This is a genomic window from Salininema proteolyticum, from assembly GCF_042685645.1.
Classification (GTDB): Bacteria; Actinomycetota; Actinomycetes; order Mycobacteriales; family Micromonosporaceae; genus Salininema; species Salininema proteolyticum.
Window position 1 is genome coordinate 1 of record NZ_JBHUNX010000001.1, and the last position, 25575, is coordinate 25575.

Genomic DNA, 25575 nt, shown 5'->3' on the forward strand with positions numbered 1-25575 from the left:
CCCGCCAACGCGCAGCCGCTCGCCGAAGTGGCCGAGGCCGCGTCCGAAGACGTTGACGCCGCCGTCCGTGCCGCCAGGGAGGCCTTCGACGCCGGCCCCTGGCGGAGCACCACGGCCGCCGAACGGGGGGACTACCTCCGCACGGTGGCGGACGGCCTCCAAGAACGGCGCGGTGAGCTGGGGCGGATCGAGTCCCTCGACACGGGCAAGACCGTCGCCGAGGCGGAGACCGACGTCGATGACATTACAAACGTGTTCCGCTATTACGCGGACATGGCCGACAAGGACGCCGGCCGCATGGTCGACACCGGTGTTCCGAACTCGATCAGCCGTGTGGTCTACGAGCCGATCGGCGTGTGTTCGCTGATCGCGCCGTGGAACTATCCGCTGCTGCAGATGTCGTGGAAGCTGGCGCCTGCTCTGGCGGCGGGTAACACCTGTGTCATCAAGCCTTCGGAGGTGACTCCGCTGGCGACGGTCGAGCTGGTGAAGATCATCGAGGCGGCCGGGGTTCCGGCCGGGGTGGTGAACCTGGTGCTGGGCGACGGTCCGGGGGTGGGTGCGCCCATGACGTCCCATAAGGGTGTGGACATGGTGTCGTTCACCGGGGGCCTGGAGACGGGTAAGCGGATCATGGCCACCGCCGCCGCAGACGTGAAGAACATCGCGCTGGAGCTGGGCGGGAAGAACCCGAACGTCGTGTTCGCCGACGCCGACTTCGACACGGCGGTGGACTTCGCGCTGAACGCGGTGTTCTTCCATTCCGGGCAGGTCTGCTCGGCGGGCGCCCGCCTGATCATCGAGGAGTCCCTCAAGGACCGCTTCGTCGACGAGCTGGTCGAGCGTGCCGGGAAGATCAAGCTCGGACGCGGCCAGGACGAGGGCGTCGAGGTCGGCCCCATGGTCTCCGAACAGCACCGCGACAAGGTCGAGGGCTATATCCAGTCGGCCCTGGACGAGGGCGCCACACTGCGCTGCGGCGGCAAACGGCCCGAAGGGGACCAGTACCGGGACGGCTATTTCCTGGAGCCGACCGTCTTCGACGACTGCACGAGGGAGATGACCATCGTGCGCGAGGAGGTCTTCGGGCCGGTGCTCTCGGTCGAGACGTTCACCTCGGAGGAGGAGGCGATAGCGCTGGCCAACGACACCGAGTACGGCCTGGCCGGCGGCGTGTGGACCTCGGACGCCTCGCGCGGCCAGCGGGTCGCCGGCGCGCTGCGCCACGGCACGGTGTGGATCAACGACTTCCACCCCTACGTCCCCCAGGCGGAGTGGGGCGGCTTCGGCAAGTCCGGCGTCGGACGCGAGCTGGGGCACCACGGGCTCGACGAGTACCGGGAGACCAAGCACATCTGGCAGAACACGGCCCCCGAACCCATGCGCTGGTTCCAGGGAGAGGAGAGGTAGGCCCATGACGGTCAAGAAGTACGACTACATCGTCGTCGGCGGAGGATCGGCCGGCTGCGTGCTGGCCAACCGGCTGTCGGAGGACCGGACCAACACGGTCCTCATGCTGGAGGCGGGACGCGCGGACTGGATCTGGGACATCTTCATCCACATGCCGGCGGCGCTGACGCAGATCATCGGCAATCCGCTCTACGACTGGCGCTACGAGTCGGAGCCAGAGCCCTATATGGGCGGACGGCGCGTCTACCACGGCCGCGGGAAGGTGCTGGGCGGTTCCTCGTCGATCAACGGCATGATCTTCCAGCGCGGCAACCCGATGGACCTGGAGCGCTGGGCCTCCGACCCGGGCATGGAGACGTGGGACTACGCCCACTGCCTGCCCTACTACAAGCGCATGGAGAACTGCACCGTCGGCCCCGACGACTGGCGCAGCGACGAGGGCCCGCTCTGGCTGGAACGGGGGCAGGCGGCCAACCCGCTGTTCAAGGCGTTCCTGAACGCCGCACAGCAGGCCGGCTATCCGATCACGAAGGACGTCAACGGCTTCCAGCAGGAGGGCTTCCAGCACTTCGACCGGAACATCAAGAACGGCCGCCGCTGGTCGTCGGCGCGGGCCTACTACCACCCGGTCAAGCACCGTCCGAACCTCAAACTCAAGACCCTCTCGATGGTCACCAAGATCCTCATGAAGGGCAAGAAGGCCGTCGGGGTCCAGTTCCGGCAGGCGGGGGTCACGCACACGGTCCTCGCGGGCGAGGTCATCCTGGCCGGCGGTGCGATCAACACGCCGCAGCTGCTCCAGTTGTCGGGCATCGGCGATCCCGCGCACCTGGAGAGCGTGGGAGTCAAGGCCCGCCACGAGCTCAAGGGCGTCGGGCAGAACCTCCAGGACCACCTGGAGGTCTACATCCAGCACGCCTGCTCCCAGCCGGTGAGCTACAACCCGATCTACAACCCGCTCTACTATCCGGTCATCGGCGCGCAATGGCTGTGGGGGCAGCGGGGTCCGGCGTCGACCAACCACTTCGAGGCCGGCGGCTTCGTGCGCGGCAACGACGTGGTCGACTACCCGAACCTCATGTTCCACTTCCTGCCGATCGCGGTCCGCTACGACGGCACCAAGGTCGACGCCAAGCACGGCTACCAGATCCATATCGGACCCATGTACTCCGACGTGCGCGGGGACCTCAAGATCAAGTCCGCCGACCCGAAGGAGAAGCCGGCGCTCCGGTTCAACTACCTGTCCACTCCCAACGACCGCAAGGAGTGGATCGAGGCGATCCGGGTCGGCCGGGAGATCATGGCGCAGGAGGCGTTCTCCGAGTACGACGACGGAGAACTCAGTCCGGGGCCCTCGGTCGAGACCGACGAGCAGATCCTCGACTGGGTCGCCGAGGACGCCGAGACCGCCTACCACCCCTCCTGCACCGCCAAGATGGGCGTGGGAGAGGACGCGGTGGTCGACCCGGCCTCCATGAAGGTCCACGGCCTCGAGGGCCTGCGCGTCGTCGACGCCTCCGCCATGCCGTATCTGACCAACGGGAACATCTACGCCCCGGTCATGATGCTCGCCGAGAAGGCCAGCGACCTCGTTCTCGGCAACACGCCGCTATCGGCCGACAAAGTGCCCTACTACCGGCACGACGCCTCGGCGCCCACGTCGCGATAAAGGAGCCCGGCCATGACCGAGATCGACACGCGCTCCCAGGGGGAGGGCGAGAGCCCTCCCGGGGAGCAGTCCAAGCCAACAGTCCGACCGGCCGTCTTCTACGGGTCGGCCCTGCTCATCCTCGCCGTCAGCCTCTGGGCCATCGCCCTGCCGGACCGGGCGGCGGAGGTGCTCGGCTCGGTCGTGGGCTGGGTGTCCCACTACTTCGGCTGGTACTACTTCCTGACCGGGACGCTGATCGTCATCTTCGTCCTCGTCCTGGCCCTGTCGAAGTTCGGGAAGGTGAAGCTGGGGCCCGACCACGCCACGCCCGACTTCAGCGTCTTCGCCTGGGCGGCCATGCTCTTCGCCGCGGGCATCGGCATCGACCTCATGTTCTTCTCAGTGGCCGAGCCGGTCACGCAGTACCTCCTGCCGCCGACGGGCGAGGGGGAGACGACCGAGGCGGCGCGCCAGGCGATCGTCTGGACGCTGTTCCACTACGGCCTCACCGGTTGGGCGATGTACACGCTCATGGGCATGACCCTGGCGTACTTCTCCTTCCGCCACCAGCTGCCGTTGACGATCCGCTCGGCGCTCTACCCGATCTTCGGTAAACGAGTCGAGGGCCGCCTGGGTGACGCGGTGGATATCGCGGCGGTCCTCGGCACCGTCTTCGGCGTGGCCGTCAGCCTCGGCATCGGCGTCGTCCAGCTCAACTTCGGCCTGCACTTCATGTTCGACATGCCGCAGAACGTCGCCATGCAGGTGGCGCTCATCGCCTTGGCCGTCAGCATCGCCACGATCTCCGCCGTCGCGGGCATCGACAAGGGCATTCGCCGCCTCTCGGAGCTCAACGTCATCCTCGCCATCGGCCTGATGCTGTACATGCTCTTCGCCGAGGGCGCGGTCGAGACGCTCAACAAGCTCGTCCTGAACGTCGGCGACTACATCTCGCGGTTCGTGTTCCTGACCATGGACACCATGGCCTACGACCAGCCGACCGAGTGGCTCAACGCCTGGACGCTGTTCTTCTGGGCCTGGTGGATCGCCTGGGCGCCGTTCGTCGGCCTGTTCCTCGCCAAGATCTCGCGCGGACGCACCATCCGCCAGTTCGTCGGCGCGGCCATGGTCATCCCGTTCCTGTTCACGCTCCTGTTCCTGGCGGTGTTCGGCAACGCGGCGCTCTCGCGGGTCATGGGCGGCGACACCGAGTTCGGCGACCTCACCGTCAACTTCCCCGAACAGGGGTTCTACACGCTGTTGGACGACTATCCGGGCGTCATGTTCGTGGCGGGCCTGGCCACCTTCGTCGGCATGCTCTTCTACGTCACCTCGGCGGACTCCGCGGCGATCGTGCTGGGCAACTTCACCTCCGACATCAAGGAGCCGACCCAGGACCCCAACCGGTGGATGCGCATCTTCTGGTCCGTCCTGCTCGGCCTGATCACCATGGCGATGCTCCTGGTGGACGGGGTCACGGCGCTGCAGAACGCCACGATCATCATGGGCCTGCCGTTCTCGTTCGTCCTCTACCTGGTCGCTTACGGACTGTGGAAGGCGCTGCGGGTCGAGTCGATGCGTGTGGAGGCGAAGAGGGCCTCGCTGCAGGGGTCGCTCTCGGAGCGCTCGCGCGGAGACGTGCGGGGCGTGGCGCGGACCTGGAGGCAGCGCATCTCGCGCGCCATGAGCTATCCGACCAAGGCGCAGGTGCGCCGCTACATCCAGGCGACGGCGGTGCCGGCCTTCCAGCAGGTCTCGCAGGAGCTGCAGGAGAGCGGCGTGGAGACCTACCTGAGGCAGACCGAGTTGGAGGCCTCCGGGCTGCCCTACCTGGAACTGCAGGTGGACATGGGGGAGGAGCAGCACTTCGAGTACGCGCTGCAGCCCGAGTCCGCCAAGATGCCGGCCTTCGCCATGGGGGTGGTCTCGGAGACCGAGGAGTACTGGCGCCTGGAGGTGCACCTCGCGGAGGGAAACCAGGGCTACGACGTCATGGGCTACACGACGACGCAGCTGATCAGCGACATCCTCGACCACTACGAGCACCACCTGGAGTTCCTGCGCATCAGCCGTGAGACGCCCGGGTTCAACCCGCTGCCGCAGGACACGACCTTCGGTGAGCCGGACCTTCCGGAGGAGGGGAAGCACTGACGAGGAGGCGGAGACAGAGGGGCCCGGTTCGCCGGGCCCCTTCTCCGTGCCGACGGCCGTCCGCCCGCGTCGACGCTCCGCGCGGCGCCGATGGTAAACATTCAACTCAGGCCCGGGCGAGCGCCCGGCGGCGGTGGAGGACGATGCCGCCGACCCAGGAGGTGATGATGGCCAGCCCGGTCAGCACCCGGATCAGGGGAACGGCGCTCTCGGGGTAGACGACGCCCTCGATGTAGGTGGCCATGAAGCCCGCCGGCTCCAGCGGATCCTGGCCGGCCCTCTCGCGGAGGTGGTTCTCCAGCGGGGTGAGGGGGCAGGTGAAGTCCCAGGTGACGATGGCCAGCGCGTAGATCGTGGCGGGGACGTGCAGGAACCAGGTCTTCGGCCACTTCCAGGCGAGGAATCCGCCCAGCGGGACGTAGACGACGAAGGCGAAGTGGACGGCCATGACGATGTCGGCCAGGACGGCGTCGGCCACGGGAACCCCCTCTCGGCGGCGTGGCCCTATTATCGCCCGCCGCCGGAGAGATTTCCAGGAGACCGTTGAGGATTCCTTACCAAACGGCCAGTTCTTTGGCCTCGGCGATGGTGCGCGTCCCCGACAGGGACATCGCGTCGAGGAGCTCGGCCTCGAGGATCCCGAGCACCTGCGAGACGCCGTCGGCGCCCGCGACGGCGAGCCCCCACAGTGCCGGGCGCCCGATGAAGACGGAGTCGGCTCCCCTGGCGAGCGCCAGCAGGACGTCGCGTCCGGAGCGGACGCCGCTGTCGAGGACGAGTTCCAGGTCCGGGCCGACCGCCTCGCGGATGAGCGGGAGGACCTCCAGGCTCGTGACCGCCTGGTCGAGTTGGCGGCCGCCGTGGTTGGAGACGACGATGCCGTCGGCCCCGTGCTCGACGGCGGCCCGCGCGTCGTCGGGGTGCAGGAGGCCCTTGATGACCAGCGGCAGGGAGCAGTGCTCCTTGATCCATTCGAGGTCGTCCCAGTTGAGGGAGGTGTCGAAGGTCAGGTCCACCGAGTCGCGCAGGCTTTCGGCCGCCTCGTCGTCCTCCGAGACGATGTTGGCCGGGTAGACGTCGTCGGGCAGTCGGAAGCCGTTGCGGACGTCCCTCAGGCGGTGGCCGAGGGGCGGGGCGTCAACGGTGAGGATCACCGCTCGGCAGCCGAAGGTCTCGGCGCCGGCGAGCATCTCGGCCATGAGGCCGCGGTCGCGCAGCCAGTAGAGCTGGAAGAAGAACTGTCCTCCGTGCTCGACGACCTTGGCCATCTCGATGCTGCTGAGGGTCGCCAGGCTGAAGGGGATGTCGTTGCGTGCGGCGGCGCGGGCCGTGGCGATCTCGCCCTCGGGGTGGAAGAGCCGTTGCAGGGCCATGGGGGCGATGGCGAAGGGTTTGCCCGATTCGGCGCCGAGGATGGTCGTGCGCGTGTCTATCGAGGAGGTCTCGCGCAGCATTCGGGGGAGGATGCGCCGTTCTTCGAAGACGCTGGTGTTGGCCCGGACGGTGATCTCGTCGCCGGAGCCGCCGGTGATGTAGTCCCAGGCGGGTTCGGAGATCGCGTGGCGCGAGGCCTCCTGGAAGTCGGCGACGGTGACGAGGTGGTCCGGCTGCATGTCTCTCTCCCTCATGGTGCGGTGTCCCTGTGCCTTACAGCATAGGCCTCCGTCGCCACCGGGGCGTCCTCCGGCGGGGTTCAGGAGCGGGCGGGCTCGGGTCGCGGGTGCAGGTCGCGGCAGTGGGTCTCCGTGGTGCGGAGGGAGGTGGCGAGGCCGATGGCGCTGAGGGCCAGCGGCAGTGCCAGGGCGGTTCGGTAGTCGGCGAGGTCGGGTGAGTCGCCTCCGGCGGCGTCGAGGACTCTGCCGAAGAGCGGTTGCAGGACGGCGGTGGCGCCGAAGACGCCGGCATTGACCAGTGCCAGGGCCTTGCCCGCGGCGGTGCCGGGCGCGAGTTCCTTGACGGCGGCGAAGGAGACGGTGACCTGTGAGGCGGCCAGTCCGACGAGGCCGTAGAGGAGGAGGCCGGAGGGGCCGGGGCTCCAGGGCGCCGCGGCGAGTGCGGCCCAGCCCGCGACGGCCGCGGCGGAGGTGCCGACGAGGAAGGGTTTGCGGCGGCCCGCCTTGTCGGAGGCGATGCCGATGAGGAGGGAGCCGAGTCCGTAGAGGGTCAGGGCGACGGTGGAGTAAACGGCCGCGGTGGAGGTGGCGAGGCCGAAGCCGTCGCCGAGGAGCGGTGTGCCCCATAGCCCGGAGAAGGAGTAGAAGGTGGCGTTGGTGCCGATGGTGCACCAGAAGACGGGCCAGAGGCCTTTCCTTCCGGCGAGCGCGCTCAGTCCCTCTCTCGGTGGCCTTGCGGCGGTGTCGGGGGTCTGGTCGCGGACGGCGGCGACGCTCGCCAGGGCGAGTGCGGTCGAGAGGGCGGCGGCGCCGAGGAAGACCGCGCGCCAGGAGAAGTGCTCCAGGAGGATGGCCGAGGGGCTGCCGGCCGCGACGCTGCCGATGTTGGCGAGGAGCATGGTCAGGCCGGTGACGAGTCCGTAGTGGCGGGGCTCGAACCGGGCGGCGTTGTACTTCATGGCGGCCACGAAGACCGCCGACATGCCGAGTCCGGTGAGGATCGGGCCGAGTGAGGCCTGGAGGAAGCCGTCGGCGGTGGCGAGGGAGAGGGCTCCGGCGGCGGCGATCGCCGAGCCGGCCGCCGCGGATCGGCGTGCTCCCCATCGGTCGACGGCTGTTCCGGCGGGTATCTGGGCGGCGGTGTAGACCCAGAAGTGCCAGGAGGCGAGTGCTCCCAGCGCGGTGGCGGAGGTGCCGAGGTCGCGGCCGAGCTCCTCGGCGAAGGTGGCCGGGGAGAAGCGGTAGAAGAAGCCGGTGAGGAAGCAGGCGGTCAGGACGGCGTATCCGGCCCAGAGCCCGGTGCGGGGGCGGTGGGGCATGGGTTGTCTCAGTCGGTTTGTGCGACTTCGTCGTAGCGGCGTTCGATCTCTTGGAGGGCGGTGGCGGCGGCGTTCTCCGCTTCGTCGCGGGCGTTGCTCTTGCGGCCGTCGAGGTACGCGGAGTAGGTGACCGGTCCGTCGGCGAGGAGGAGTTCGGTGGTGGTGTCGAGGTGTCCGAGGAAGCCGGTCTTGCCGTCGGACTCTCGGTCGGAGAGGGCGGGGTCTTCGTAGGTCTCCCAGGTGTCGCGGGTGCGTTCGGCGTGTGCGGCGGCGGCCTCGTCGTCGGCCCAGCCGGTGACGGTGACGTCGATGTAGGTGGATCCGGGGCCGTAGTAGCCGCATTTCAGTTCGGCCATGAGGCCTCGGTCGTCGGGGGTGTCGAGGGTATAGCCGCTTTGGGCGTCGCCGGCGGGCTGGAGGCCGCGGTCGCCTTTGGCGGAGGTGCCGAAGTACTGTACGACGGCGGTGAGTTCGAGGCGCTCGCAGGTGTCGGCGGTGTAGAAGTTCGGGGGAGGGGTGTAGTCGGAGAGGTCGTCCGAGTCGGGGTCGCGGTCCTCGGGGTCGGGGGAGGCGTCGGGGGCGTCCGGGGGTTGCGGCATGCTTCCGGCGTCCTCTTCTCCGGTGCCGCGGAGGAAGAGGAGGGCGAGGCCGGCGATGGCCAGTGTCGCGATGACGGCGATGGCGATGGCGGCGGGGCTCTTCGCGGACGTGGAGGCGCGGTCCATGCGGTCGGTCCTTCGGGGGAGGGGACGGGGGCCTTCCATGGTAGCCGTCGTCGGGCCCGGCCGCCTCGTCCGCGCCCTGTGGCGTCCATCCACGGCCGAGGCGGTTCCGTATCGCCGTGGGACGCGGTTCTCTTCTCTCGGAGGCGGTCGGCTCAGTCGGTCCAGGTGACGGTCAGGCCCTCTCCGGAGGCGACCTTCACTCCGGCGAGGTCGGGGACGGCGGCGGTCATTCCGGAGCCGACGAGGGTGTGGACCTCCGGTCCGATTCCTATGCAGTCCATGCCGGCCGCCTGGGCGGCGCGCACTCCGGCGGGGGCGTCTTCGAAGACGAGGCAGTCGGAGGGGGAGAATCCGAGGTCGGCGGCGGCGGCGAGGAAGGGGGCGGGGTGGGGTTTGCCCTCGCGGATGTCGTCGGCGGTGACGAGGGTCCGGGGGAGGGGGAAGCCGGCGCCTTCGAGCCGGGCGGTGGCGACGATCCTCATGCCGGAGGTGACGACGCCCCAGCGGTGGGCGGGGAGGGACTCGACGAGGTGCAGGGCGCCGGGGATCTCCTTGAGGCCGTGGGATTCGCGGGCCTCGCGCTCGGCGATGGCGGCGGCTTCGGACGGGGCGTCGAGGTCGGGGGCGACGATGGCGATGACGTCGACGTCCCGCCGCCCGTGCGAGGCGGCGAGGACGGCCTCGGGGTCGACGCCCTTCTCGGCGGCCCAGCCGCGCAGTACGCGTTCGACCATGGGGAAGGAGTCGACGAGCGTGCCGTCGAGGTCGAAGAGGATGGCCTTGCAGTCGATGGATCCCATGGAACGCCCTACTTTCGCAACCGGTTACGCCCCCATGGTAGTCGGTGGTGCGCGCCGCCGACCCGGTATCGGTCGGACCGGGAGTCCGTCGAAACGGGACGGCGGTCGGGTCCGGGTCAGCCGTTCGGGAACTGCTGGGAGGAGGGGAAGCGCGGCGGGGTTCCGGCGGAGGGCTGTCCCGCCGAGGGGCGGCCGGCGGTGGGCGCGCCGGGCTGCTGCGGGTTGCCGTAGGCGCTGGGCGGGCTCGCGGGCGCGGGCTGGGAGGAGCCGGCGGGCGCCGCCGGCTGGGCGAGCGACGGCGCTTGGGCGACGTGGGGGGCGGGGTCGATGGACCACTGCCGCGGTGCGAGGGCGACCGACAGGACGGCGAAGCCGATGAAGGCGAGCGGGGCCATCCGCGCGGGGGCGGCCCAGGAGGTGCCGGTCATGGCGAACTCGACGTCGAAGTAGACGAAGGCGAAGAAGAGCGCGGCGAGCAGGGAGAGCGACTGCAGGGTGTGCAGCAGGAAGCGAAATCCGGTCGGCATTCGCACATGCTATCAGCACGAGTGTATGACTGTAAATGTGTGTATTCGATACGGGAACTCCGCCGGGGCGGCGCTCGCCGGCGGCTGGAGAAGGGCCGTTCCGGACTGATCGGCTCGGACCGGAACGGCCGCCGTCTACTCGTCGGGGTGGGCGATGCGGTAGCGGAGGGCCGCTTCCTTGTCGGCCACCAGGCGCTCCAGGTCGGACTGGTAGCCGGTCATCTTGTCGCGCAGGGCCTCGTCGGTGGCGCCGAGCATCCGCACGGCGAGCAGCCCGGCGTTGCGGGAGTTGCCGATGGACACCGTGGCGACGGGGACGCCGGCGGGCATCTGGACGATGGACAGCAGCGAGTCCATGCCGTCGAGGTGCTTGAGCGGCACGGGGACGCCGATGACGGGCAGCGGGGTCGCGGCGGCGACCATGCCCGGCAGGTGCGCCGCGCCTCCGGCGCCGGCGATGATCGCCTGCAGGCCCCGTGAGACGGCGGACTCGGCGTAGGTGACCATCTTGTGCGGGGTCCGGTGCGCGGAGACGACCCGCACCTCGTAGGGGACGCCGAAGTCGGCGAGAATCTCGGTGGCGGGCTCCATGGTGGGCCAGTCGGAATCGGAACCCATGATGACGCCGACGCGGGCCTTGGTCTCGGACATGTTCTCTCCCTGGTTCATGGCTGGACGGTGGTGGAGGGTCAGCGCCCCTCGCGGATCCACTGCGCGGCGCGCAGGGCGCTGCGGCGGGCGGAGTCGACGTCGGCGCCGGAGACGGTGACGTGGCCGATCTTCCGCCCGGGGCGGATGGCCTTGCCGTAGAGGTGCAGCCGGGCCTCGGGGATCTCGGCCGCCATCTTCTGGATCCGCTCGTCCAGGCGCGGCCCGCCGTCGGGGCCGCCGAGGATGTTGGCCATGACGACCACCGGGGCGGTCAGGTCGGCCGAGCCGAGCGGGTAGTCGAGGACGGCCCGCAGGTGCTGTTCGAACTGGGAGGTCACCGCCCCTTCGATGGTCCAGTGGCCGGAGTTGTGCGGCCGCATGGCCAGTTCGTTGATCAGCAGGCCGTCGTTGGTCTGGAACAGCTCGATGGCGAGCATGCCGGTCACGCCGAGCTCGGAGGCGACGGTCTCGGCGACGCGGCGGGCCTCGGCCTCCAGTTCCTCCCCGATGCGGGCGGGTGCGATGGTGGCGACGCAGATCCCGTCGCGCTGCACCGTCTCCACGACCGGGTAGACGCGCGTCTCCCCGGAGGGGGTGCGGGCGATCTGGACGGCGACCTCGCGCAGCAGCGGCACCCGCTCCTCGGCGATCAGCCGGACCCCGGAGGAGAGCACCTCCTGGGCCTCGGTCGGGTTGTCGACCATCCACACGCCCTTGCCGTCGTAGCCGCCGGTGGCGGCCTTGAGGACGCACGGGTAGCCGAAGGCCTCGACGTCGGAGACGGAGGAGACCGGGGCCCAGCGCGGCATGGGAAGGTCTAGTTTGGACAGTCTTTCGCGCATGGCCTGCTTGTCCTGCGCGTAGAGCAGGGCGTCGGCGCCCGGTTCGATGCGCACGCCGGCGTCCTCGAGGGCGCGTAGCACCTCCTGCGGCACGTGTTCGTGGTCGAAGGTCACCGCCGTCTTGCCCTCGGCGAAGGCCAGCACGTCCGCCGCGTCGCTCCAGTCCCCGACCGTGGTCCGGGGGGTGACGACGGCGGCCGAGTCGCTCTCGTCGGCGGCCAGCACGTGCAGGCTCTGGCCGAGGCTGATGGCGGCCTGGTGGGTCATGCGGGCGAGTTGGCCGCCGCCGATCATGCCGACGGCGGGGAGCTGTGTATTCGGGTCCACCGCATCATTCTAAGCGCGAACGGTCGTCCTACGAATCTTCTCGACGATCCGGGGTGACGCGCGTCGTCGGGCCCTCAGTGGAACGAGCGGTTGTTGCGGCTCTTGAGGCGGTCGATGAGGCGCTGCTGCATGACCTCCTCGGCGGTGACGGCGTACCCGTAGTGGTCCCGCCAGGCCCCGTCGATGTAGAGGTACCGCTCGTGCAGGCCCTCCCGGCGCAGCCCGAGCTTCTCGACGACGCGGTTGGACGGCCCGTTCTCCGGGCGGATGTTCACCTCGATGCGGTGCAGGCGCCCGGTCGTCAGAGCGTGGTCGATCGACAGGGCCAGGGCGGTGGTTGTGATGCCCCTCCCGGCGTGTCCGTGGTCGATCCAGTAGCCGGCGTAGGCGTTGCCGGAGGCGCGGCGGACGATGTTGCCGATGGTGAGGCCCCCGACGAGCCGGTCCTCGTAGCACACGGCGAAGGGCCAGCTGGTGCCCTCGCGGGCGCTCTTGCGGTAGGACTTGTAGACGAAGCGCCACGACGCCTTCGAGTGGGCCTCGTACCAGCTGACGTGGGGGCTGGGCTCCCAGGGGGCGAGCCAGGCCTCGTTGGCGCGGCGCAGGTCGGACCAGCGGGCGGAGTCGCGGCGCTGGAAGGGGCGCAGGCTGACCGGGCCGTCGCGGAGGACGGCGGGCCAACCCGGGTTCTTGAGGTTCATGGCGGTGGTCCGGATCAGAGAGTGCGGGCTGTCATCTGTGGCGGTCGAGCAGCATGACGTCGACGGTCGATCCGGCTGGGACTTCGGTGGAGTTCTCGCCGACGGCCATGAGCCCGGTGGCTTCGGCCAGTCCACTGAGTGTATACGACTGGGGCCCAAGAGGGGCGACGGTGTAGCCGCCGCCGCGCCGCTCGGTGACCTTGACGGGGCGGAACTCCCGCTTGCCGCCGGGCGAGCTGACGGCCTCGGTCAGGTTGGCGCGCACGCTGGGGCGGAAGACCGGCTCGGCGCCGGCCAGGCGCAGGATGGCCGGGCGGCCGAGGATCTCGAAGCCGAGGCTGGCCGAGACCGGGTCGCCGGGCAGGCAGAGGATCGGGATCTCCTCGGGGCCGATGGTGCCGAAGCCGATGTTCTCGCACTGGTAGATGGCCAGGCCGGGGAAGGAGACGGTCTTGTCGCGCGAGAGGGTGCGGCGGACCATGTCGCCCGGGCCGGTGGACGTGCCGCCGGTGAGGATGACGAAGTCGGCGCGCACGACCTGGTCGTCGAGCACGTTGCGCAGCGCCTCGGGCTCGTCGTCGCAGATTCCCACGCGGTAGGCGTGGGCGCCGGCTTCGCTGGCGCCGGCGGTGACCAGGTGCGAGTCCACGTCGATGATCTGGCCCGGCTGCGAGGGCCGGCCGGTGTCGACCAGCTCGTCGCCGGTGGCGATGACGACCACGCGCGGCGTCGGCCGCACCGTCACGTCCGCGATGCCGGAGGCGGCCAGCAGCGCGATCAGCTGGGGCGTCACGCGGCGCCCGGCGTGGGCGAGAGCCTCGCCCTGGGCTCGCTGCGACCCGGCGTAGGTGACGCCGTGGCCCTTCTTGGGCGTGCGCCGAACCTCCACAGTGGCCATTCCCTCGTCGGTCCAGGCCTGCGGGATGACGACGTTGGCGCCGATCGGCAGCGGGGCGCCGGCGGCGACGGAGAAGCAGGTGCCGGGGACGAGCCGGACGGGCCGCCAGGAGGCGGCGGACAGGTCGCCGAGGACCTTGATCCCGATGGTGTGGTCGGCGCTGGCGCCGAGGACGTCGTCGATGTTGGCGGCATAGCCGTCGATGGCGGCGTAGTCGAACGGGGGCAGCGGGGCGGGGGCGGCCGCGTCGGCGGCGAGGACGGACCCGGTGGACTGGATCAGGTCGATATCGGTCGGGGGCAGCGGGCGGACCTGGGAGAGCGACTGCGTGAGAAAGTCGGCGAATGCGACGCCCCGTTCTGATCCTGTCATTCCCGTCCCCTTGATTGTCGACTAATTGCCCGACCTATATAAAACTGTGCCAAATAGTGCACCGCTCCGTCCGTGAAACGCATAAAGCACCGTCCGGTTGTTGGATATATCCCATCCGACAACCAGACGGTGGATGTGCGCTGTACGGTGCGCGTCAGAGCTCCGACGCGAATTCCCGCAACCAGTCGCGGAATTGCGTGAGGTCGTCCCGTTTCGCGGCGATTTCGACGAGGGTCTTGAGATATCCGACCGGTTCCCCGGTGTCGTAGCGGCGTCCGCGGAACACGATCGCGTGGACCGGAGTCCCGTTGTCGCGCATGGCGTCCATCGCCTCGGTGAGTCCGATTTCGCCGCCCTTTCCGGGGGGCGTGCGGTCGATCTCGGGGAAGATGGCGCCCGGCAGGACGTAGCGTCCGATGACGATGAGGTTCGAGGGGGCGTCCTCGCGCGCCGGCTTCTCGACGAGCCCGGAGACGCGCACGACGTCGTCGCTGTCGGTGGCCTCCACCGAGGCGACGCCGTAGCGGCTGACGTCCTCCCACGGGACCTCCATGAGCGCCAGGACGACGCCGCCGGTCTCGGCCTGCAGGTCGATCATGCGGGGGAGCAGCTTGTCGTCGACCTCGCAGAACTCGTCGCCGAGCAGGACGGCGAAGGGCTCGTCACCGACGAAGGAGGCGCCGCGCCCGACGGCGTGCCCCAGTCCGAGCGGACCGCCCTGGCGGATGGCGGTGATGTCGGCCAGGCCCTCGGCCTCCTTGACCCGCTCCAGGCGGGCGGAGTCGCCCTTGCGCTCCAGCGCCTGCTCCAGGTCGGGCCGGACGTCGAAGTAGTCGACGAGGGACTCCTTGCCCCGCGCGGTGACCATGAGGACGTCGGTCAGGCCCGCGGCGGCGGCCTCCTCCACGATGTGGTGCAGGACGGGCTTGTCGACGACAGGGAAGAGCTCCTTGGGGACGGACTTGGTGGACGGCAGGAATCGCGTGGCGTTGCCCGCAGCGGGGACGACGGCTTTGACGGCGCGCTTGTTTTCCGACATACAGTGAGGTTATCGTTCCGCGCCCCGGCCCCGGGAGCCACACCCGCCGCGTTACAGGCGCGCGACCCGCCACGTATTGCGCCCCGCTTCTTTCGCCTGGTACAGCGCCTGATCCGCCGCGGAGATGAGTTCGGGAGCCGTGTCACCGTGCGAACCGGTGACCGCCACGCCCACCGATATGGTGATGTCGAGGTCGAGGGTACCCTCGTGGCTGCGCACGGTGAACGGACGCGAGTTGATCGCGGAGGTGAGCCGCTCGGCGACGGCCACCGCCCCGGCCTCGTCCGTCTCGGGCAGCAGCACCATGAACTCCTCGCCGCCGTGCCGGAAGGCCAGGTCGACCTCCCGGATCTGCCCGTTGACCCTCCGCGCCAGCTCGATGAGCACCTGGTCGCCCACCGGGTGGCCGTAGGTGTCGTTGACGGCCTTGAAGAGGTCCAGGTCGATCGCGAGCAGGGCCGAGGAGTGGGAGTAGCGCCGGGCGCGCTCGATCTCGCGCTGCACTGCCGACTGCATGAACCGCAGGTTCCACAGCCCCGTCAGCGGATCGGTGAGGCTCAGCCGCTGCGCCTGGCGGTGCAGGAGGACGTTCTCCACCGCCACCGACACCTGCCCGGCGAAGGTCTCCAGGGTCTCGAAGTCGCTCTCGTCGAAGTCCGGCGCCCCGACACGCTCGTAGAGGACGAGGACGCCCATGACCGGGCCCCGCTCGTCCTGGAAGTCGCCCTCCCCGGCCGGGAGGTTGTCGCTGGGGCCCTTGCCGCGGAAGGGGACGGCGATGATGGAGCGGCCCGACGGCTCGGTCTGGGCGCGCGTCCACGCGCCGAAGGCGCCGTCCTCGATCGGCCCGGCCGCCGGCTCGCCCCGGGCGGCTATGGCGCCGATGATGCCCTCCCCGAAGCGGACCGTGGCCGGCTCGGCCAGCCCCAGGTCTCCCTCCCCGGCGCGCTGGATGAGGCGGTTGGAGTCGTTGACGTCCACCAGCATGACCACGCCCGCCTGCGCGCCGGTGGCCACGATGGCGGTGTCGAGGATGACCTCCATGATGCGGTCCAGGTCGAGCGTCGCCGACAGGGTCTGGCCCAGGCGCCTCAGCTGCCCGCGCATCTGGTCGCGGCTGGCGGTCAACGCCTGCACGTACCTCTGCGTCTGCGAGGCCATCTGGTTGAACGACCCGGCCAGCTGGCTCATCTCGTCGTGCCCGTGGACCGGGACGCGGATGGCCAGGTCGCCCTCGGCCAGTTTCTCCGCCGCGTCGGAGAGCTCCGCCAGGGGCTTGGTCGTGGAACGGGCCAGCCAGGCGGCCAGTCCGACCGCCAGGCCGATCGACGCGGCGAGCATGCCGCCCAGGACCGCGTACATCGGAGTCACGTTGACATTGGGGATTCCCACGCGCAGAGGGAGATAGGTGTCGGCCACCGCCCACTTGTCGGGGTCGCCCTCCCCGGCGGCCAGCTGCGGGTCCCGGGCGTCGTCGAGCACGACGGCCGCGTGGGAGTGGCTGGCCAGCCGCGCCAGGAAGTTCGCGTTGACCAAGCGGTAGGCCGAGATGGTGACCTCTCCGTCGGGGGTGGAGACGGACTGGGAGGCCACGACGGCGGCTATGGTGTCAGAGCCGGAGTCGGCGGGCTCGATGCAGTCGACGCCCTGCCCCTCGGGCATGGCGGCGCCGATGACGGTCGTGGGTCCGTCCTCGGAGCGGATCGACACCCCGTCGGCGACGCCCCGGGCCACGACCAGCTCGGCCATCGAGCGCACGGTGTCCAGATGGCCGTCGCGGTAGGTGATGGCCAGGGCCGTGTCGGCGGTGTGGATGCGCTCGCAGAACATGCCGATCCGGCTGTCGACCGTGCTGACGGCGGCGTCGAGCTGCTCGTCGGTGCGGACGTCGGACATGTAGGAGACGGTGAGGGCCACGAAGATCGCGCCGACCAGCACGGGGCCGAGCACGACGACGAGGAAGGCAGAGGTCAGTCGACCGCGCAAGGACACGGTGCCTCCTTCGTTCTCGTCGCGTTCGCTCATGGTCTCGGGGCGGGGATGTCCTGTGGGACTGAACGGCCCACTATAAGCAGATTACACACCGCAGTCGATCGAATACCGGACGCCGATCGCATTATCGTGCGGGTGATCCGGAGAACCAACCGTTCAGTGGAGGGGGAGCATGGGGCGAAGGGATGAGAAGCGGACCCTGCGGGCTCAGCTTATCGCGGAGCGCCGAGAGATTCCGACTGGTACACGACAACGATACGATGCGGAAATCCTCGAACATCTCACCGAGTATATGCGTGAAATCACTCCCTGTAAACGCCTGGCGGCCTACGAGCCCTTCGGGACCGAGCCCGGGCGGACCCTCGACCCGCCCCTGCCGGAGCGCTTGGGGGAGTTCGGAACCGTCCTGGTGCCGCTCACGCTCGAGGACCGGGACCTCGACTGGACGGCGTACGACGAGTCGCGAACCCCCTTGGGGCCCGACGCGATAGCCGCCGTCGACCTGGTCGTCGTACCGGCTCTCGCCGTGGGGCGCAGCGGTATCCGCCTCGGGCGGGGAGGCGGCTCCTACGACAGGGCGCTCGCGCGGGTCCTGGAGGGGACCCCCGTCGTCGCCCTCCTGTACGACCACGAGCTGCTCGACGAGGTCCCCGGCGAGGAGCACGACCGGCCCGTGACGCACCTCATCGCCCCCGGCGGGGCCCGCGCGGTCGGCGCGTGAGGAATGCCGCGTCTTTTGCCAGGCCACACGGCCCGGGAATGAAAACGGCGCCGGAGGCGGTTAGTGCTAATGTCGAGATATCGTCGTGAGCCGGGCGGACCCGGCCACCGCCGGCCTAGGAAACAAGGAGAACGACAGTGCCCGTTTACGAATATCGTTGCTCGGACTGCGGCCACGAATTCGACCAGAGGCAGGGCTTCAACGACCCCCGTCTGACCGACTGCCCCTCCTGCAGCGCCGAGGGCAGCCTCAAGAAGGTGTTCGGCAACGTGGGCGTGAGCTTCAAGGGCAGCGGTTTCTACCGCAACGACTCCCGCTCCTCCAACTCCGGCAAGCTGAGCTCCAACGCCTCCAAGCCCGCCGACAAGAAGGCCGAGTCCGCGACCGGGTCCTCCAAGTCGGAGGGATCCGCCAAGAGCTCGGAATCCGCGGGCTCGGCGTCCAAGGGCTCGACCTCCAAGGGTTCTGCCAAGGCGGCCTGACCCGGCACCGCGTCCGAGGCGGCCCCGCCGCCGGCGTCGGGCGCTCTCGAAGACCGCGTTCTCCGGCGCCCGGCGGCAACGGGCGCTCGCGAGACATCCACGGCCGAGCGGCTCCCGCTCGGCCGTTTCCGCTTTACAGACCGTCCCTTTCGCGGCATTCTTGGATAAAGCCGACGAAAGGGATCGACGATGCTCCCCACCGACCGCCCCGGCCGCGCCACACGGCGCCGCGGCCCGCACCCCGCCCTGTCCCGCGACCGTCATGGGCACTCCCCGCTGCGCGAACACCCGCCCCCGGGGCCCGGATCCCCGCCGCTCTGAGTCGGCCGCCACACGCCGGCCCCTGTCTGGTTTTCCACTTTCCTGCGCACAGGCGCCGCCGGTGAAGCTTTAGTGACCCAACCGTTACGAAAACGTGTTCTCCACGTCCTAGACGACCGTCACAGCACTCTCTACCTTGGGAATACGGATCACCGCATTCCACGAAACACCTCTTGCCCGCCGCCCGGCGACCCATCGTGGCGGCACGGACCCGATCCGCAGAAAAGCCCGACCATAGTGGGGACAAGATAGAATGTTCGACCTGTCCGTACCGATCCTTTCGACGTTCATCGTCTATCTGATCGGCATGATCGCCATCGGAGCCTGGCTCTACCGCCGCTCCAACAGCCTGTCCGACTACGCACTCGGAGGGCGCTCCCTGGGCCCGACCACCGCGGCCCTGTCGGCGCAGGCCTCCGACATGTCCGGCTGGCTGCTGATGGGACTCCCCGGAGCGGTCTACGCCTCGGGCATCGGCAATATCTGGATGGCCGGCGGGCTCGCGCTGGGCTCCTACCTCAACTGGCTGATCGTGGCCGGGCGCCTGCGCACCTTCACCCAGCGGCTCGGCGACTCCGTCAGCCTCTCGGCCTACTTCGAGGCGCGGTTCCAGGACAGGACGAGCCTGCTGCGGCTCATCTCCGCCGCGGTCATCCTGGTCTTCTTCACCGTCTACGTCGCCTCCGGACTGGTCGCCGGCGGCAAGCTCTTCAACTCGATCTTCGGCGTCGACGCCAAGACGGCCATCGCCGTCTCCGTCGTCGTCATCGTCGTCTACACCTTCCTCGGCGGCTTCCTCGCCGTGTCCATCACCGACGCGGTGCAGGGCATCCTGATGTTCTTCGCGCTCCTGCTCGTGCCGCTGCTCGTCGTCTGGCAGACCGGCGGGTTCGGCGAGGTGTTCTCCGAGCTCCAGCTGCTCAATCCGGACATCCTCAACGCGCGGCGGTCCATCGAGATCGTCGACGGCTCGTGGCTGACCTCCGGGACGACCCTCGGTGCCATCGGCATCGTCAGCCTGGCCGCCTGGGGCTTCGGCTACTTCGGCCAGCCGCACATTTTGGCGCGCTTCATGGGCATCAAGTCCGCCGCCCACGTGCCGGCCGCCCGCCGCATCGGCACCACCTGGATCGTCGTCACCCTCGCCGCCGCCGTCTTCATCGGCCTGGTCGGCATCCTCTACTTCGACCAGCCGCTCGAGGACCCCGAGATGGTCTTCGTCGCCCTGACCACCGACCTGTTCCCGCCGATCATCGCGGGCATCATCCTCTCGGCGGTCCTCGCGGCGATCATGTCCACCGCCGACAGCCAGCTGCTGGTCAGCTCGACCACCGTCACCGAGGACTTCTACCGCCGCTACTTCCGCCGCGACGCCTCGGACTCCGAACTGCTGTGGGTCGGCCGCTTCTCCGTGGTCGGCGTCGCGCTCGTCGCCTACCTGCTGACGCTCACGAACAACGACTCGGTGCTCGGCATCGTCTCCTACGCGTGGGCCGGATTCGGCGCCGCCTTCGGCCCGGTCATCGTCGCCAGCCTCTACTGGAAGCGCATGACCTGGGTCGGCGCGCTGGCCGGCATGGTGCTCGGCGCGGCCACCGTCATCACGTGGGAGCAGCTCGGCGCGATGGAGACCCCGCCGAACGCGATCTTCGCGGACCTGTACTCCATCATCCCGGGTCTCGTGGCCGCCGTCCTCGGCATCGCTATCGGCAGCCTCTTCGGCGCCAAGCCCGAGGTCGACCTGACGCCGTACGACCCCAAGGCCGAGGAGGCCGCGGCTTAAGGCCCGAACGAAGAGAGGCCTTCACAGAGAAAAGGCGGCGGACCTCCCCCGGTGTCCGCCGCCTTTTCGCGTGCTCAGAAGCCGTGGCCGCCGAGCAGGTCCGCCAGCCTTTCCTCCAGACGCTCCCGGGCCTCGGTGTCGTAGGCCTGGGAATGGGCCTCGGCGTCGTCGAAACGGTCGAAATACCTCCCGGTGACCGCCTCCAGCGCCGGGTCGGCGACCAGCCGCAGGGTCGGTTCCGCCCCGTGGTCGACGCCGACGGCCGGCGCGAAGCCGCTTTCCCGGACGATCGAGGTGTCCATGAGGTGGGCGGGGTGGATCGCGTTCACCGTCGTCCCCCGCTCCCGCAGCCTCGCGGCCGCGGAGAAGGTGTGCGCGATGAGGGCGAGCTTGGAGCGGCAGTAGGCCTCCACACCCTCGTAGCCGCGCTCGAACATGAGGTCGTCGAGGTCGAAGGGCGCCTGGCCCATCGACGCCACGTTCACCACGCGGGCCGCGGCCGCCGCAGAGAGGAGGGGTTCCAGCAGGCGCGTCAACAGCGCCGGCGCCAAGGTGTTGACCGCGAATCGCAGTTCGTGTCCCTGTGCGCTCACCTCACGCCGCGAGGTGTCCGCTCCTCCGCCGACGACGGCATTGTTGACCAGGACGTCCAGGTGCGGCTCGCGGGCGTTCAGCTCTTCTCCCAGGGCCCGGACCTCCTCCAGGTCCGACAGGTCGGCGCGGTAGGTCCGGACCCCTCCTCCGGAGGCCTTCGCGCGGACTCGTCCCTCCGTCTTGCCCAGCTTGGCGGCGTCCCGTCCGTGCAGGAGCACCGTAGCGCCCGCCTCGGCCGCCAACTCGGCGAGGCGGTGCCCCATCCCGTCGGTGGCACCGGTGATCAGCACGGTTCTTCCGTGAAGTGACATCTGTTTCATGCCCGCATAGTATCAAGACCTTGATAGTAAGTAAAACCTTTATTCTGATCAGTATCGGTATACTCGGGCCATGGACCTTCCACCGGAAGAGCGGATCGGGCTCGATATCAAGAGGACCGAGCAGGCGCTCATGGGCGCCAAGGGCCGTGTGCTCAAGGAGTTCGACCTGACGGTCGCCCAGTACGCGGCGCTGCTGGGGTTGAAGCTCGCGCCCGGCGTCTCCGGCGCCACCCTGGCCCGGCAGTGCCTGGTGACGCCGCAGGCGATGACATCCGTCCTCAAGGGATTGACGAGTCGGGGCCTGGTGCGCCGCGAACGCCATCCCGTCCACGCGCACGTCATAGAGCTGACCCTCACCGACGACGGCGCCGACCTCATAGCGACGGCCGACGTCCGGGTGTCGGCCGTGGAGCGGCGGATCGCCGAGGTCCTCACTGACCGGGAGCGGGCCGTCCTCCGCGGTTCGCTGGAGAAGGTCGCCGCGGAGCTGGACCGGTTCTGACCGGTGGCATGCGAAAGGCGGCGGGCCGCCGGCCCGCCGCCTCTTCCTTCGCGTGCTAGAAGTCCTCGTCCAGGTCGACCCGGCCTTCGACGGCCACCTGGTAGGCCGTCGGGCGGCGTTCGAAGAAGTTCGTCAGCTCCTGGACGTCCTGCAGGGCCATGAACCCGAACGGGTTCTCCGAACCCCATTTCTTCGGCATGCCGAGGCGCTCCAGACGCTGGTCGGCGACGTACTCGAGGTAGGACTTCATGTCCTCCACCGTCATTCCGGGCATGCCCTCGCCGATGAGGTCCTCGGCGAACTGGAGCTCCGCGGTCACCGCCTCCTCCATCATCTCCGTGACCCGGTCGCGCATCTCGTCGTCGAACAGCTCGGGCTCCTCTCGGCGGACCACGTCGACGACGCTGAATGCGAAGTTCATGTGGCACGACTCGTCGCGGAAGACCCAGTTGGTGCCGGTCGCCAGTCCGTCCAGGAGGCCCCGCGAGCGCAGCCAGTAGACGTAGGCGAAGGCGCCGTAGAAGAAGAGGCCTTCGATGCAGGCGGCGAAGCAGATGAGGTTCAGGAGGAACGCGCGGCGGTCCTCGGGGGTCTTGAGCTCCCGCAGTTCGAAGACCGAGTCGATCCATTTGAAGCAGAAGTCGGCCTTGTGCTTGATGGAGGGGATGTTGTCGACGGCGGCGAAGGCCTCGGCGCGGTCGTCGGGGTCGGGCAGGTAGGTGTCCAGCAGGGTCAGGTAGAACTGCACGTGGACGGCCTCTTCGAACAGCTGCCGGGAGAGGTAGAGGCGGCCTTCGGGGGAGTTGACGTGCTGGTAGAGGTTGAGCACGAGGTTGTTGGCGACGATGGTGTCGCCGGTGGCGAAGAAGGCGACGAGCCGGTGGATCAGGTGGCGTTCCTGTTCGGTGAAGCCGGCGAGGTCGGCGAGGTCCGAGGCGAGGTCGACCTCTTCGACCGTCCAGGTGTTGCGGATCGCGGCCCGGTACTGCTCGTAGAAGTCCGGGTACTTCATCGGCCGCAGCGTCAGGTCCATTCCAGGGTCCAGCAGCATGGTGTCCTCCTTTTTCGTGGCACGGTGAATGAGGGGCCGGGACGGCGGCCAGCGCGTCTCGGCCCCTTGTCCGCCTTGCGGGCGGTGTTCGTCGGGTCTTACTGGCAGGCCTCGCAGCTCTCCGGGTTCTCCAGGGAGCAGGCCTCCGCCTCGGTCGCGGCCGGCGCCGCCACCGTGGTCTGGTTGATCCGCGTCGCGGGGCGCGAGCGGAGGTAGTAGGTGGTCTTCAGGCCCTGTTTCCAGGCGTGGAGGTACATCGACGAGAGTTTGCCGATGGTGGGTTGGGCCATGAAGAGGTTGAGCGACTGCCCCTGGTCGATGAACGGGGTTCGGGCCGCGGCCATGTCGATCAGGGCGCGCTGCGGGAGTTCCCACGCGGTGCGGTAGCGGCGCTTGATGTCCTCGGGGACGCCGGGCACGTCCTGGACCGACCCTTCGGCGACGAGGACGGCGCGGCGCAGGTCCTCGGTCCAGAGCCCGCGCTCTTTGAGCTCTCCCACGAGGTGTTTGTTGACCTGGAGGAACTCTCCGGAGAGGGTCTCCCGTTTGAAGACGTTGGACACGACGGGCTCGATGCACTCGCTGCAGCCGGCGATCGAGGCGATGGTGGCGGTCGGGGCGATGGCGATCATGAGGGAGTTGCGCAGGCCGGTGTCGGTGATCTTCTCGCGCACCGCGTTCCAGCGCCCGCCCAGGGTGGTCTCGGTGTCGTAGTGGTCGTGGTGCAGGACGCCCTGGGCCGCACGAGTCTCGGGGAACGTCTCGTGGGCGCCCAGCCTCTCGGCCAGTTCCGCCGAAGTCTCCAGCGCGGTCAGCTGGATCGTCTCGGCGATCCTCGTCGAGAGGCGCCGGGCCTCCTGTCCGTCGAAGTCGAGGCCGAGCTTGAAGAAGACGTCGGCGAGGCCCATGGCTCCGAGGCCGACCGGGCGCCAGCGCATGTTGGCGTTGCGGGCCTGTTCGGTCGGGTAGAAGCCGAGGTCGATCGTCCTGTCGAGGAACTTCATGGCGGTGCGGACCGTCCGCTCCAGGCGGGTGAAGTCGAAGCCGTCGGCGTCGCAGTGCCGGGCCAGGTTGACCGAGCCCAGGTTGCACACCGCGGTCTCGGCGTCCGAGGTGACCTCCAGGATCTCGGTGCAGAGGTTGGAGAGGTGGATGGTGTTCTCGGGCCGCGCCGTCTGGTTCGAGGTGCGGTTGGCGGTGTCGGAGAAGGTCATCCAGCCGTTGCCGGTCTGGGCGAGGGTGCGCATCATGCGGCCGTAGAGTTCGCGGGCGCTGACGGTCTTCTCGGCCTTGCCGTCCCGCTCCGCCCGGCGGTAGGCCTCGTCGAAGGCCTCTCCCCACAGGTCGGCCAGTTCGGGGACGCGCTTGGGGTCGAAGAGGGACCACTCGCCGTCGGCCTCGACGCGGCGCATGAACTCGTCGGGGACCCAGTTGGCGAGGTTCAGGTTGTGGGTCCGGCGGTCCTCCGATCCGGTGTTGTCCCTCAGCTCCAGGAACTCCTCCACGTCCGCGTGCCACGTCGCGAGGTAGACGCAGGCGGCTCCTTTGCGGCGGCCGCCCTGGTTCACCGCCGCGACCGAGGAGTCCAGGGTCCGCAGCCAGGGGACGATGCCGTTGGAGTGGCCGTTGGTGCCCTTGATGAGGGAGCCGCGCGAGCGGATCTTGGACCACGCGATGCCGATGCCGCCGGCGTACTTGGACAGCCGGGCGACCTGGGTGTAGCGCTCGTAGATGGACTCCAGGGAGTCCTGTGGGGAGTCGAGCAGGAAGCAGCTCGACAGCTGCGGGTGGCTGCCGCCGGAGTTGAACAGGGTCGGGGAGCTCGGCAGGTAGCTCAGGGAGCTCATCAGCTGGTAGAGCTCGTTGGCCTCCTCGGTGGTCTCCGAGAGGCCGCAGGCGACGCGCATGAAGAAGAACTGCGGGCGCTCCAGGACTTTGCGGCTCTGCGGGTGGCGGATCAGGTAGCGGTCGTAGACGGTGCGCAGGCCGAAGTACTCGAACCTGTCGTCCGCGTCGCCGTCGATGAGGCCGTCGAGCGTTTCCGCGTTCTCCGCGACGAACTGGGCGAGGCGGTCGTGGACGAGTCCCTCGCAGTGGGCGAGCTTGACCGACGTGGAGAAGCTCGTGACGCCCTCTCCGGCCGTCTCCCTGGCGATCTCGGTGGCCAGCAGCCTCGCCGCCAGCTTCGAGTGCGCCGGGTCCTCGGCGACCAGGTCTGCCGCGATCGCGACCGCGCGCTCCCTCAGGTCCTGTTCCGTCGCGCCGTTCCAGACGCCGCGCCTGAGGCTCTGCTCCACCTTCGCCGGGTCCAGGTCGATGCCTTCGGCGTGGACGCGCAAATGCGCCGCCACCGCCTCCAATGGCTCACCCCGTCTCGTCGAGGGCTGCGCGCCGGACTTCTGGTTCGGAACACCGACCTCTGAGGGGGCCGACAGGTGGGACATTGTTTCGATGGTCATCGATGTCTCCTCTTGTGACGAGTCCGACTTTCGCTCTCCCGAGCCGCGATTGCGGCCGTGTGCGCCTCATGCACCCGGCCGGAAGAAATCATACATCTTGTGTTCCATAGCGGGGCACGACCCAAGATATTGTGCCCGACCCATATTCCACTGCGTGCCGGACGGTCAAAGCCGCAGCTCGGCAACCCGGCCGGACGCCCCGGCCCCGACTCAGCCTAGGGCAAGCCTCCGACAGAAAGCCCCCTCCGCGCCCCGGGGTCCACCCCTTCGGTGGCCGTGTGTCCTTCGCTACACCGCCCTCCCTCTGTCGAGCCGGTCGCGGCT

Annotated in this window: 22 protein-coding genes; 7 read left to right on the plus strand and 15 right to left on the minus strand. The window is 69.2% G+C overall.

Annotation, left to right across the window (positions count from 1 at the left end; genetic code table 11):
* The 3 genes from ACFTE1_RS00005 to betT form a co-directional block, all read left to right on the plus strand.
* On the plus strand, positions 1 to 1410 hold a 1410-nt coding region (locus ACFTE1_RS00005; protein ID WP_380762522.1), incomplete at its 5' end, for an aldehyde dehydrogenase family protein.
* A gap of 4 nt (positions 1411 to 1414) precedes the next feature.
* Positions 1415 to 3079, plus strand: coding sequence for a choline dehydrogenase (betA, locus tag ACFTE1_RS00010; protein WP_380762525.1), 1665 nt, complete (start codon positions 1415 to 1417; stop codon positions 3077 to 3079).
* 12 nt (positions 3080 to 3091) lie between these two features.
* Positions 3092 to 5212 carry a choline BCCT transporter BetT gene (gene betT / locus ACFTE1_RS00015; RefSeq protein WP_380618852.1) on the plus strand — a complete coding sequence of 707 codons (2121 nt, stop codon included), beginning with the start codon at positions 3092 to 3094 and terminating at the stop codon, positions 5210 to 5212.
* A gap of 106 nt (positions 5213 to 5318) precedes the next feature.
* Here betT and ACFTE1_RS00020 read toward each other — a convergent pair whose 3' ends face one another.
* From ACFTE1_RS00020 to ACFTE1_RS00075, 12 genes are all read right to left on the minus strand, one after another.
* Entirely contained in the window at positions 5319 to 5690 is a 372-nt protein-coding gene (locus ACFTE1_RS00020; RefSeq protein WP_380618850.1) for a DUF2784 domain-containing protein, read from the minus strand.
* Between the two features lie 76 nt (positions 5691 to 5766).
* Positions 5767 to 6840: an alpha-hydroxy acid oxidase gene (locus ACFTE1_RS00025; RefSeq protein WP_380618848.1), complete on the minus strand. Its 1074-nt coding sequence runs from the start codon at positions 6838 to 6840 to the stop codon at positions 5767 to 5769.
* A gap of 65 nt (positions 6841 to 6905) precedes the next feature.
* Positions 6906 to 8144, minus strand: a complete 1239-nt coding sequence (locus tag ACFTE1_RS00030) for an MFS transporter (protein WP_380618846.1) — start codon at positions 8142 to 8144, stop codon at positions 6906 to 6908.
* Between the two features lie 8 nt (positions 8145 to 8152).
* Positions 8153 to 8869 (minus strand): hypothetical protein, encoded by a 717-nt coding sequence (locus ACFTE1_RS00035; protein WP_380618844.1) that lies wholly within the window; start codon positions 8867 to 8869, stop codon positions 8153 to 8155.
* A gap of 152 nt (positions 8870 to 9021) precedes the next feature.
* Positions 9022 to 9669, minus strand: a complete 648-nt coding sequence (locus ACFTE1_RS00040; protein WP_380618842.1) for an HAD-IA family hydrolase — start codon at positions 9667 to 9669, stop codon at positions 9022 to 9024.
* A 116-nt stretch (positions 9670 to 9785) separates the two neighbouring features.
* Positions 9786 to 10196 (minus strand): hypothetical protein, encoded by a 411-nt coding sequence (locus ACFTE1_RS00045; protein ID WP_380618840.1) that lies wholly within the window; start codon positions 10194 to 10196, stop codon positions 9786 to 9788.
* Between the two features lie 135 nt (positions 10197 to 10331).
* Entirely contained in the window at positions 10332 to 10865 is a 534-nt protein-coding gene (gene purE / locus ACFTE1_RS00050) for a 5-(carboxyamino)imidazole ribonucleotide mutase (RefSeq protein ID WP_380618838.1), read from the minus strand.
* Between the two features lie 20 nt (positions 10866 to 10885).
* On the minus strand, positions 10886 to 12016 hold the full coding sequence (locus ACFTE1_RS00055) for a 5-(carboxyamino)imidazole ribonucleotide synthase (protein WP_380618836.1): 1131 nt from the start codon (positions 12014 to 12016) through the stop codon (positions 10886 to 10888).
* Between the two features lie 74 nt (positions 12017 to 12090).
* Positions 12091 to 12717, minus strand: coding sequence for a GNAT family N-acetyltransferase (locus ACFTE1_RS00060; protein ID WP_380618834.1), 627 nt, complete (start codon positions 12715 to 12717; stop codon positions 12091 to 12093).
* Between the two features lie 31 nt (positions 12718 to 12748).
* The gene (locus tag ACFTE1_RS00065) at positions 12749 to 13987 is read right to left on the minus strand and encodes a molybdopterin molybdotransferase MoeA (RefSeq protein WP_380618832.1); all 1239 of its coding nucleotides are present in this window, start codon (positions 13985 to 13987) and stop codon (positions 12749 to 12751) included.
* Between the two features lie 154 nt (positions 13988 to 14141).
* Entirely contained in the window at positions 14142 to 15026 is an 885-nt protein-coding gene (locus ACFTE1_RS00070; RefSeq protein WP_380618830.1) for a UTP--glucose-1-phosphate uridylyltransferase, read from the minus strand.
* A gap of 51 nt (positions 15027 to 15077) precedes the next feature.
* Positions 15078 to 17018, minus strand: a complete 1941-nt coding sequence (locus tag ACFTE1_RS00075; protein WP_380618828.1) for a diguanylate cyclase — start codon at positions 17016 to 17018, stop codon at positions 15078 to 15080.
* A gap of 172 nt (positions 17019 to 17190) precedes the next feature.
* On the opposite strand from ACFTE1_RS00075, the gene ACFTE1_RS00080 reads away from it, so the two are divergent.
* The 3 genes from ACFTE1_RS00080 to putP all read left to right on the plus strand — a co-directional run bounded on the left by ACFTE1_RS00080 (position 17191) and on the right by putP (position 20325).
* A complete protein-coding gene (locus tag ACFTE1_RS00080) occupies positions 17191 to 17739 on the plus strand; it encodes a 5-formyltetrahydrofolate cyclo-ligase (protein ID WP_380618826.1) in 549 nt (182 codons plus the stop codon).
* 137 nt (positions 17740 to 17876) lie between these two features.
* On the plus strand, positions 17877 to 18221 hold the full coding sequence (locus tag ACFTE1_RS00085; RefSeq protein WP_380618824.1) for an FmdB family zinc ribbon protein: 345 nt from the start codon (positions 17877 to 17879) through the stop codon (positions 18219 to 18221).
* 574 nt (positions 18222 to 18795) lie between these two features.
* Positions 18796 to 20325: a sodium/proline symporter PutP gene (gene putP / locus ACFTE1_RS00090; RefSeq protein ID WP_380618822.1), complete on the plus strand. Its 1530-nt coding sequence runs from the start codon at positions 18796 to 18798 to the stop codon at positions 20323 to 20325.
* A gap of 74 nt (positions 20326 to 20399) precedes the next feature.
* Here the strand turns inward: putP and ACFTE1_RS00095 are convergent, their stop codons facing one another.
* Complete coding sequence (locus tag ACFTE1_RS00095) at positions 20400 to 21239, minus strand: SDR family NAD(P)-dependent oxidoreductase (RefSeq protein WP_380618820.1); 840 nt, start codon at positions 21237 to 21239, stop codon at positions 20400 to 20402.
* A gap of 70 nt (positions 21240 to 21309) precedes the next feature.
* On the opposite strand from ACFTE1_RS00095, the gene ACFTE1_RS00100 reads away from it, so the two are divergent.
* Positions 21310 to 21741 (plus strand): MarR family winged helix-turn-helix transcriptional regulator, encoded by a 432-nt coding sequence (locus ACFTE1_RS00100; RefSeq protein WP_380618818.1) that lies wholly within the window; start codon positions 21310 to 21312, stop codon positions 21739 to 21741.
* Positions 21742 to 21796: 55 nt separating this feature from the next.
* Here the strand turns inward: ACFTE1_RS00100 and ACFTE1_RS00105 are convergent, their stop codons facing one another.
* Complete coding sequence (locus ACFTE1_RS00105) at positions 21797 to 22792, minus strand: ribonucleotide-diphosphate reductase subunit beta (RefSeq protein WP_380618816.1); 996 nt, start codon at positions 22790 to 22792, stop codon at positions 21797 to 21799.
* Positions 22793 to 22890: 98 nt separating this feature from the next.
* Positions 22891 to 25251: a ribonucleoside-diphosphate reductase subunit alpha gene (locus ACFTE1_RS00110; RefSeq protein ID WP_380618814.1), complete on the minus strand. Its 2361-nt coding sequence runs from the start codon at positions 25249 to 25251 to the stop codon at positions 22891 to 22893.
* Positions 25252 to 25575 lie beyond the last annotated feature (324 nt).